6 protein-coding genes and 1 tRNA gene are annotated in these 7,185 nt (G+C 39.4%); 2 read left to right on the top strand and 5 right to left on the bottom strand.

Annotation, left to right across the window (positions count from 1 at the left end; genetic code table 11):
- The first annotated feature begins 5 nt into the window (after positions 1-5).
- Both JI65_RS12295 and JI65_RS12290 read left to right on the top strand, forming a co-directional pair.
- Positions 6-78: transfer RNA gene (locus tag JI65_RS12295), tRNA-Pro, on the top strand.
- A gap of 212 nt (positions 79-290) precedes the next feature.
- A complete protein-coding gene (locus JI65_RS12290; RefSeq protein WP_191017054.1) occupies positions 291-566 on the top strand; it encodes an HU family DNA-binding protein in 276 nt (91 codons plus the stop codon).
- Positions 567-617: 51 nt separating this feature from the next.
- On the opposite strand, the gene JI65_RS12285 is transcribed toward JI65_RS12290, so the two are convergent.
- The 5 genes from JI65_RS12285 to JI65_RS12265 all read right to left on the bottom strand — a co-directional run bounded on the left by JI65_RS12285 (position 618) and on the right by JI65_RS12265 (position 7,179).
- Positions 618-3,065 carry a helicase C-terminal domain-containing protein gene (locus tag JI65_RS12285; protein WP_191017051.1) on the bottom strand — a complete coding sequence of 816 codons (2,448 nt, stop codon included), beginning with the start codon at positions 3,063-3,065 and terminating at the stop codon, positions 618-620.
- 75 nt (positions 3,066-3,140) lie between these two features.
- Positions 3,141-4,388 carry a RelA/SpoT domain-containing protein gene (locus JI65_RS12280; protein ID WP_191017048.1) on the bottom strand — a complete coding sequence of 416 codons (1,248 nt, stop codon included), beginning with the start codon at positions 4,386-4,388 and terminating at the stop codon, positions 3,141-3,143.
- 104 nt (positions 4,389-4,492) lie between these two features.
- The gene (locus JI65_RS12275) at positions 4,493-5,608 is read right to left on the bottom strand and encodes a flagellar filament outer layer protein FlaA (RefSeq protein ID WP_191017045.1); all 1,116 of its coding nucleotides are present in this window, start codon (positions 5,606-5,608) and stop codon (positions 4,493-4,495) included.
- 84 nt (positions 5,609-5,692) lie between these two features.
- Positions 5,693-6,157, bottom strand: a complete 465-nt coding sequence (locus tag JI65_RS12270) for a GerMN domain-containing protein (protein ID WP_191017043.1) — start codon at positions 6,155-6,157, stop codon at positions 5,693-5,695.
- Complete coding sequence (locus JI65_RS12265) at positions 6,154-7,179, bottom strand: N-acetylmuramoyl-L-alanine amidase (protein ID WP_242457236.1); 1,026 nt, start codon at positions 7,177-7,179, stop codon at positions 6,154-6,156. Before JI65_RS12265 ends, JI65_RS12270 begins: the two co-directional genes overlap by 4 nt.
- Between the last annotated feature and the right edge of the window lie 6 nt (positions 7,180-7,185).

The following is a 7,185-nucleotide window of genomic DNA, read 5'->3' as shown; positions in this document are numbered from 1 at the left end:
AATTCCGGGATGTAGCGCAGCTGGTAGCGCGCTTGGTTTGGGACCAAGATGTCGCAGGTTCGAACCCTGTCATCCCGATAAAAGACTTGTAAGTTTTCTTGCAAGTTTTTTTTTATTCAGTAAAGAGCAGGTTAAAAAGTAGTTTTTCATTGATTTTTAGAAATTTTATTCAATTAACTTCTATATTTTTCTTATATCACTTGCTTAAATATTGTATTCGGTTATTATTATAGTAAATCTAATTTTATTTTAACCTTATTTTTTATTAAGGCTAAATTTGGAGAATTAACATGAACAAATCAGAATTAGTTGACGCAATTGCAAAAGACACAGGTCTTACAAAAAAAGATTCAGAAGCAGCTCTCAAATCATTCATCGAGAATGTTTCAAAAGCTGTTGAAAGCGGAGACGATGTTCAGCTCATCGGTTTCGGAACATTTACAACAGCAACAAGAGCTGAGAGAACTGGACGAAATCCATCTACAGGAAAGGAAATCACAATTCCAGCTTCAAAATCACCAAAATTCAAGCCAGGAAAGGCATTCAAAGATCGCGTAAACAAATAAGAACGTGAATAATCCAAGTCTGTCTGTAAATCGGACAGACTTTTTTTCTTTTTAGTAATACTTCTTTAATTCTGGAAGGATTTTTTCAAACGGCTCGTAAAGTCTCAAAGTTTTTGGGACACTTCTCAAAAACAATTCACCATACCTTTTTTCTATAATTCGTCTATCCATAACCACAACGGCACCATGATCGTCGCCGCGCCGAATAAGCCTTCCAAATCCCTGGCGGAACTTTATCACCGCCTCAGGAACACTCAATTCCATGAACGGACTGCCCCCTTTTTTTTGAATCAGCTCGGAGCGAGCTGCAAAAACTGGATCAGAAGGCACGCCAAAAGGCAATTTTACAATAACAAGCTGGCTCAATGACTCACCAGGAACATCAACTCCCTCCCAAAATGAATCGGTAGCGAATAAAACACTAGAAGTCTCTGTCTTAAAAAGCGAAAGCAAACGAAACCTATCATCATCGCCCTGTTTTAAAATCGTTATGCCAGAATTTCTTAGCAACGTTTTTACAGTATCACAAGCATGACGAAGTGACTCATACGACGTAAAAAGCACCAGAGTTTTTCCGCCGGCATTTTCTATCAATTTGGCAATTGCATTTTCAACGAACGCCTGAAAGTTTTCATTATCCGGAAAAGGCGCATCAGACGGAACTGCAAAAACCATGTTTTTTTCGTAATTGAACGGAGAATCAAAAACTCCGCGCAAAACACGCTCCTGCTCAACGAACTTAACGCCAGTACGATTTTCCCAGAAATTAAATTTTCCACTTATTCCAAGCGTCGCAGAAGTGCAAACAACAGAATTCATCGGCTCATACACCCCCGAATTCATCATAGGTGCAATATCTAAAGGAGTCTGAACGAACTGAAAGAAAAACGGATTTTCACTATCTTTAGCCAAAGTCGCACTCAAGCGAGACTTTTGAATCCAAAAAACCTGGTCCAAATGCTCGTCCCATGCATTAAAGTTCTGACATACAGCCGTCATGTCATCAAGCCGCCGAAGAACCGATTTTGACTCCCAGACACAAGAATTATCGCAATCATCATCATCAATCATATCAATAATTTCTCTGACAAGACCCGTAATTTTTGCGACACGCTTTTGCAATTCCGAAAGCAAATCTAAAATCGAAGTAAACATCTGCGAATTCTTTTCGTACAAGCGAATCGCAAATTCATTTTTCATCACCTCGCCAACTGCATTTTCAAGATTCTGCATCGTTATTCTGACTTTGCCAATTTCATCTTCAACCGTAGCAGATTTATCCTCGCCCCTGCTTAGCGCACACAAAGTGAATAAAAATCCTGACGCACTCCCCTTTCGGTGCCTATAAAGCAAATTCAACTGCTTAAAAAGCTTAAAACGATTCAAGCCGTTGCTAAAAAAACTTGTCGCAGCATTTTCAATTCCATGAGCCTCATCAAAGACAATCCGCCTATAAGGAGGCAGCACAGCCGTTTCATCATATCCAGCACCATTCATGCGGGACTCAATATCCGCAAAAAGCATGTGATGATTCACAATCAGAATACTCGAATCCAAAGCTTCTTTTCGAACACGCATCACAAAGCATTTTTCACGAAATTGGCAGCGCATTCCCATGCAGGCGTCCGCCTCTGAATTAATTCTCTGCCACAGGCCTTCGGGAGGCATAAAGCTCAGATCGCTCTTGCTGCCATTTTCTGTGTTTTTTACCCACTCATTTATTTTGTCAAGGATTTCCGTTTCATCATCAAAAAGATCACGCTCGGCCGAAACCTCGCCTAAACGGCGCAGACAGACATAATTCTGCCGGCCTTTTATAAGAATCGACTTGATTTTTTTTCCGACAATTTTTTCTGCAAGAGGAATGTCTTTTTCACTCAGCTGCTGCTGAAGATTTATCGTTCCGGTCGAAATAACAATTCTCTCTTTATTTTTTAACGCCCAAAGCATTGAAGGAATAAGATAAGCGAACGATTTTCCAACGCCAGTTCCAGCCTCAAAAACGCCGATTCCATTTTTATTAAAAGATTCTGTTATTTTTTCGACAAGCTGAATCTGCGAAGGTCTTTCTTCATAATTATCATAAATCTTGGAAAGCGCGCCATTTTTCGAAAGATAAGCCGAGACCTCAGTCCCTTCAAGCCGTTCAACAACTTTTGGAAGAATAGGCTCCATGACCACATAAACATCAGAAACATCATTGTTTATGATATAAAATCCCTGTGCATTTTCCGAACAGTCGGATGCAATAGCCAAATCCGCATCAGAGGGGTACAGAAAGCCTGAAGGATGATTGTGAATCAAGACAGAACCTTCGCGCGCCTGCGAAAAGTTTACGGGAACAGAATACTGATTTCCACGGGCAGCAACGCTAACGGTCATAATAACACCTTTGGAGTCAATATTGCCCACAAAAAAGACCTCATTGCCACCAGATTCCACAATTTGCTGCCGCATAAAATTTCTTGTATCCGCAGAAAAACGCGAAGTTACACCCATGAAAAACTTCCCCATCAAAATAAAACACTTCGTAGTTTTTTATACCACGAAGTGCGTTAGAAACGACGGGTTATTTTACATTTTCATACCGAATTTCTCAACCAGTTTGTCATTAAGATATTTGCACTCATCGCCATCCAAACCTAGCGCAATCGCCGCATCCAAGTCGATTCTTGACCGGTTGTAATCACCAATGTTGTAGTACGAAACAGCCCGCCTAAAACGCGCGTGCGACTGATATTGATTTATGTCAATAGACTTTGTAAACGCGTCGATTGCCTTTTGATTTTCGTTCATAATTCCATATACAATTCCTATGTAATAGTAAGAACGGAAACTTGCAGGGTCAAATTTTACGCTATCCAAAAAATCTTGCAAAGCATTCGAATATTCACTTTTGGCAAAAAAAGCCATCCCGCGATGCTTATGAATGACAGACATTACAGGAGCAGCTGGCTGCGGTTGAGAATTTAATATTTCAGTATAAATCTGAACAGCCCTTGTCAAATCGCCATGATTATGCGCATGAATTGCATCGAGAAGCATGTCGTCTATAGTTCCGCGAACATACGGCGAAACCCGATGAATATTCTTCTGCTCACCCAAGGCTGCATCTTTAAACGAAACATTCATCGTTAGTTCATCAGCTTTTTCGTAGAAAGATGCACGACGAGCCTCAACCTCCCCCTGAAGTTTTTTCTGATAATCACGGATCTCTTGAAAAATAATATCAGCAAGACTCAAGCTTGCGTTCATAGAAGCGAGTTTTCGGCGCAAAGGCATATCAAAAGGCGTAAACTCCGATTTATAAACAAGCTCATGCTCAACCTCTGCCCAGGCATCCTGCAAAATCGTCCTAATCTGAATTTCGCAAACAATTGACTCTGGAAGGGGTTTTACATTAACAGTAGGAAAACAATCGTTTGGAATTGCAATCAAAACATGAACAGATTCATAACCAAATTCCCTAAAGCTTTGCTGGGCGCCTTTATATTCAACTTCCTTTACATCGAAATTTTCTTTTACCTGTCGCTCAACCTCACTAAGATCTTCGAGAAACGCACAAATCACACGAATCCCCATCATGTCGGTAAGGGGAACAAAATTAGATTTTTCGGCCTCCTCAGCCTTTAAGCGTAACACTTTACGATAATAGCTTTTAAATGATTTTACACGCGATTTATAAGTCGGATTAGAAGCTAAATGAATAGTTTTTCGGAGTTTATCCTCAACCTTTTCCATAATTTCCTGCAAAACAGGCTTATATGATTCATAAGTTTCTCTAATGGCATTTTTGCTTGGCAATAAATTTAAGTTATCCATAGTTGAATGTTAACATTGATAGTTTTATATTGCAAACTAATTTAAAGCAAAAAAAAAGACCGCCTATTTCTAGACGGTCGATAACTCAAACTAAGTTAAAAAACTTATTTTGCGTCTGTTGCTGCACCACCATTCTGCTGTGCATTTGAAGAAGAACCAGCGTTGAGGCTTGGAGTAAATTCACTCTCTGTAGCCATCTTAGCTCTCTCGATGTAGCGGTTAACCTGTTTGTTACCGAATCTTGACATCTCGATTGTCTGGCGAGCCTTCTCTCTACGAGTTACAATCTGCCAGAGGTCTTCATCAGCGATATCACGCTCTGTTGTGAGCTCAGCTTTGTCGTAGATGATTTTTACATCTTTGAAATATCCGATGAAATCATCGCCAATGTGAGCTGCGTCACGTGTAATCTGGAATCCAGCGAACTTAACAAATGGAAGTCCACGTGGGTAGATTGGGTATACACGGATTTCACGTGTACGAACCTCAGAAATGTAGTCTGGGTTATTCCATGTAAGAGTTTTCCATCCGTCGAATCCAAGGTATCCCATGAAGTAGCGGCGTGTTACGTTGTCTGTATCTGTAAGAAGAACATACAAACCGTGTGGGAAATTCATACCCATTGTTGTAACAGCGATTGATTTGAGTGTTCCAACATTTTTTACAACACCATAAGCTGGTGTATCCTCAGAGTCAGCTTCGAACAATGTTCTTCCTGTAGCTTTCTCTTCATCTGTTGGAGCCTGTCGCTCACCATTGTCATTTGCTGTAGAAAGTGGTTCATAAGCAGGGATGATGAAAGGTGGAACGATTTTAGCATTAGCGTTTGCAGCGATTGAAGGGAATACAACGTGTACACCCATTACTTTCTTTCCTGCAAATGGAACTTTTGCGTTCTCGCGAACCTGTGCAGCAACAACCTGTGACTGAGCCAAGCTTGTTACATTGCGAGCTGAGCTGTTAAGCTCAACTTCCCATTCACCGAGGTAAAGAGAAGTTTTCATAAGATCTTTCTGTTCCTGATCAAATGAAGCGCCTGCTGCAACACCGTAATCCATTACTGTACGTTTGTTCTGTGGGAATTCAACCTCGCTTCCCTCTGCTTTTACAGAAATATCTGCGTCCAACATTGTGAAGTCGATAAGTGTTGATTCTTTAGCGAAAGCAGTTGCTCCAACGAGCATCATTGCTGCTGCTGATAAAACTAAAGTTTTCTTCATTCGAAGCTCCTTTAAAAAACTCGATTGATGTAGCCTTGTATAATTTAGTATCTTACAAGTCACTTTTTTTGTCAACGTTTATTTTTAATTTTCAAGGTATTTTCCATCAATGAAAAGCTGAATTTCTTTAATATCTTTAAAATTTTCTTTAATATTATCTTTAAACAGTTTTACACCAGTCTTAATATCAGCAGAATCGCCCATTTGAAGAACGGCATCTCTGGTCAATCCAACGTATAAAACTGAATTTTTTACAAAACAATATTCAGCAGACGTGCCGAGAGAAAAAAGCGGCCGTAGTCTAGGGGTGGCAGGTCCCAAAAGCAACTCATCAACGTAAAAATTAAGTTCTCCCTGCGGAGCATCTTTTGGAAGAATTCGGGTTTCTTCCACAATTTTTTCTGTTCCATGCTCAGAAAAAGAAAAATAATGTTTCGTTCCGTCTACTTTTCTGATTTGAGCCTGTTTAGAAAAGAAAACAATTGCAGCGACAACAAAAATTGCCAGAATGACAATCACGGCAACCATTTTTTTAATCGAAATTTTCATTTTGCACCTGTAAATCCATGAGATCTTTCAAAATGCGTAACAAACGCACTGAGTCCATTATATATTCCGAGGGAAAGCTTTTGCAAGTAATCATCATCGAGCAGGTTCATAGCTTCATTCTGATTCGTTATGAATCCTAATTCAACCAAGACACTTGGCATTTTTGCATTTCTAACGACAAACCAATCATAAGCTTTTATGCCACGCTGAATCGATTTGTTTCCTATTTGAGCCTGAATTCCATCCATAATGAATTTTGCAATCAAAATACTTTCGGTAGTATATTCCTCTTCAGTCATCGAATTCAAAATATTGTAAACGCTGTTGTCTATCTTTGAATTCTTTTCAAGCACATTGCGCCTATAATCAGGAGAAAGATACCAAACCTCATATCCGCTCGCTTTTTTATCAGGATTTGCATTCGCATGAATCGAAACAAAAAGAATCGCCTCGTGGTCTTTAAGTTTTATAGAATTTGCAATTTCAGTGCGCTCCTCAAGTTCCAAAAAAATATCTTTATCACGCGTCATAAGGATTTTTTTATCTGGATAAGCCTGTTTTAGACGATTGTAAATCATCTTGCTGACTTTTAGAGTGACTTCTTTTTCTTTTATCGTGATTTTTTTGCCATTCACAGTGTAAGTATCGTAGGCTCCAGGATCCTGCCCACCATGCCCAGCATCAATGACTATAGCACCGACTTTATATTCACTGCCTGAAAATTCTTGCTTAAAAAAAGCATTCGCATCAGTTATGAACTTTCTTGAAACATAAAGAGTCCCATTTTTTAAAATGGGTGCATCGACAAAAACAATTTTTTTGTAATCCTGCAAAACAAACGGGTCATCGGCTTTAAAAGAAATTTGATGTCCCGACTTTTCCAGTACGCCAGTACCCGAAAGCGAATCCCAATAAACTGTTATGCCGTCTTTTTCGGCTTCGCTAAGTAGATTGAGATTCGTCTGAGCATTCAAAGAGAAAACAATAGAAATAAAAATTGCAATAAAAAAAAATCTTTTCATCAGCAT

The sequence above is a fragment of the Treponema zioleckii genome (assembly GCF_014737315.1).
Lineage (GTDB): Bacteria > Spirochaetota > Spirochaetia > Treponematales > Treponemataceae > Treponema_D > Treponema_D zioleckii.
This window is presented reverse-complemented; position numbering and strand designations above follow the sequence as displayed.